This is a genomic window from Deinococcota bacterium, assembly GCA_030858465.1.
In the GTDB taxonomy this organism is placed as follows: Bacteria; Deinococcota; Deinococci; order Deinococcales; family Trueperaceae; genus JALZLY01.
This window is the reverse complement of sequence record JALZLY010000319.1, coordinates 1-2,185: the sequence shown is the minus strand read 5'-3', so window position 1 is coordinate 2,185 and position 2,185 is coordinate 1. Positions and strand designations below refer to the sequence as shown.

Genomic DNA, 2,185 nt, shown 5'->3' with positions numbered 1-2,185 from the left:
TTTTGCGCTCAGGCTAACACTTCGCCCGGATGAAGGCTTTGGACGTCGAAGCGCCCGAAGTCCTCGGCGTTGAGCGTGAGCAGATGCTCGAGGTCATGCGCCTTCATGGCGGCGACGAGCCTGGCGTCGTGGACTTGCTTGCCTGAAACCTGGTGGAGGGTAACGAGCTCGAGCCAGTGGTCAAACACCTCCGGCACATCCTCGAGAAGCGTCCACTCCCGGATGAGGTCATCGACCAGAGCGCGAACAGTGGCCAACGACCATCCCAGGCCGTTGACCGCCGCAGGCCTGCTCGCCGCTGACCAGAACTCATAGATAACTTGCGGCACGAGAATGAGTTCGTGACCTTGGATAGCGAGGTTTTGGACTGCCTGAGAGACCACCGGGTAGAGCCCGTCATCCTGATTGACGGTTCGCAACACGACATTGGTGTCAAGGAGATAACGCATCAATCGTAGATATCGTCTCTCGCGTTGTAATGCTCGGGCCAACGCACGTCCGTTTTGTGAGCGATGCGTTTCATAAAGGCTGCTACGGCTCTTGCACGTTCCTCCGGGTCTGCGATGTCGTGGAGCTTGCGCGGCGCGGGCTCGAGCCGGATGACCTTGCCTTCGCGCTCGAGCCTGTAAACCACATCCTCTCCCGACTCGCCGAGCAGGTTCTTGGGAACAAGCAGATTGCCGTGTTCATCTGGTTTTAAATAGACTTTTGCCATAATCTCACCGTATCCCTGTCTCCCTGCCCGCCGTCCTCCGACAGGCTAGTGAATGTCGATGCCGACTTCCCTGCGGTACCTTTCCATCTCCTCCCACTCGAGCACCTCCGGCCGGGTCCGGGTCAGCTCGTTCCAGGTGACCGGCGGCCGCTCCGGCGGGACGGCGACCATGGTGATGCAATCTTCGACCGGGCAGACGAGCGAACATAAGGCGCAGCCCACGCAGTCGCTCTCGCGCACCACGGGCTGCGGCTTGCTGCCGTGAAGCGCCATACCGGGTTCGATCTTTTGCCCGCCCAGCATGAGGTCGATACACTGGTGCGCGCCCTCGTCGCAAGCGACATAGCAGAGGTTGCAGTTGATGCAAAGCTCGGGGTTGATCTTTGCCACGCTCTTAAAGGCGAGGTCGAAGTCGCCGAAATCGGAAATCCTCGGCAGCGAGGCGCCGATTACCTCTTGAACCGACTGGGCACCTTTCTCGTCGAGCCAGTTTGAGAGGCCGTCGCTGAGGTCTTCGATAATCCTAAAGCCGTAGTGCATGACCGCCGTGCAGACCTGCAGGCTGGTCGCGCCTAATAGCAAAAACTCGGCGGCGTCGCGCCAGGTCTGGATGCCGCCCATCCCGGAAATCGGCAGCTTCGCCTTGCGCACCTGCGGTTCGCTGGCGACCGAGGAGAGAAGGTGCAGGGCGATGGGCCGCACCGCCGGACCGGCGTAGCCGCCGTGGCCGCCTTTGCCGCCGATGTTGGGCCGGAGCTGAAAGTTGTCCAGGTCCACGCCGATAATCGAGTTGATGGTGTTGATTAAAGAGAGCGCGTGGGCCCCACCCTGAACCGCCGCCTGCGCGGGCTTGGTAATGTCGGTGACGTTTGGGGTGAGCTTGACGATGACGGGAATGCGGGCGGCCGAGGTCACCCACTCGGTGATCACCTTGCAGTACTCCGGCACCTGACCGACCGCCGCGCCCATGCCGCGCTCGCTCATGCCGTGGGGGCAGCCGTAGTTGAGCTCGATGCCGTCCGCCCCGGTGTCTTCGATCTGCAAGACGATGTCGCGCCAGACCTTGGGGTCGGACTCGACCATCGCCGAAACGATAAGCGCCCGGTCAGGCCAGAGCCTTTTCACCTCGGCGATCTCGCGCAGGTTGACCTCTAAGGGCCTGTCGGAAATGAGCTCGACGTTGTTGATGGCGACGAGTTTTTGGCCGTTGTGCTCAAAGCCGCCGTAGCGGTTGCAGACGTTGAGCACAGGCGCGCCGATGGTCTTCCAGACCGCGCCGCCCCAACCCTGTTCAAAGGCCTTGTTGATCTGGTAAGCCGAGTTCGTCGGCGGGGCCGAGGCCAGCCAGAAGGGGTTAGGGCTGGTAATGCCCGCGAAGTTGATGCTTAGGTCCGCCATAGTGTCCTTTCCAGAACTATCTTTTTTAGGACAAGAAGTCCGGGTCGAGGGTTTGCTCGAGGGTGTAGGGGC

3 protein-coding genes are annotated in these 2,185 nt (G+C 61.2%); all 3 read right to left on the bottom strand.

From position 1 onward, the window contains the following. Nucleotides 1–8: 8 nt before the first annotated feature. Genes M3498_15750 through preA form a run of 3 tightly spaced genes read right to left on the bottom strand, consistent with a single transcriptional unit; the run spans nt 9 to nt 2,113 of the window. Nucleotides 9–449 carry a type II toxin-antitoxin system VapC family toxin gene (locus tag M3498_15750; protein MDQ3460734.1) on the bottom strand — a complete coding sequence of 147 codons (441 nt, stop codon included), beginning with the start codon at nt 447–449 and terminating at the stop codon, nt 9–11. Next, on the bottom strand, nt 449–715 hold the full coding sequence (locus tag M3498_15745) for a hypothetical protein (GenBank protein MDQ3460733.1): 267 nt from the start codon (nt 713–715) through the stop codon (nt 449–451). Before M3498_15745 ends, M3498_15750 begins: the two co-directional genes overlap by 1 nt. A gap of 45 nt (nt 716–760) precedes the next feature. Further along, complete coding sequence (preA, locus tag M3498_15740; GenBank protein MDQ3460732.1) at nt 761–2,113, bottom strand: NAD-dependent dihydropyrimidine dehydrogenase subunit PreA; 1,353 nt, start codon at nt 2,111–2,113, stop codon at nt 761–763. Nucleotides 2,114–2,185 lie beyond the last annotated feature (72 nt).

Excerpts from the sequence above, each read along its gene's own strand:
- M3498_15745 (MDQ3460733.1), bottom strand. The coding sequence starts at position 715 with ATGGCAAAAGTCTATTTAAAACCAGATGAACACGGCAATCTGCTTGTT.
- M3498_15750 (MDQ3460734.1), bottom strand. The coding sequence starts at position 449 with ATGCGTTATCTCCTTGACACCAATGTCGTGTTGCGAACCGTCAATCAG.
- preA (MDQ3460732.1), bottom strand. The coding sequence starts at position 2,113 with ATGGCGGACCTAAGCATCAACTTCGCGGGCATTACCAGCCCTAACCCC.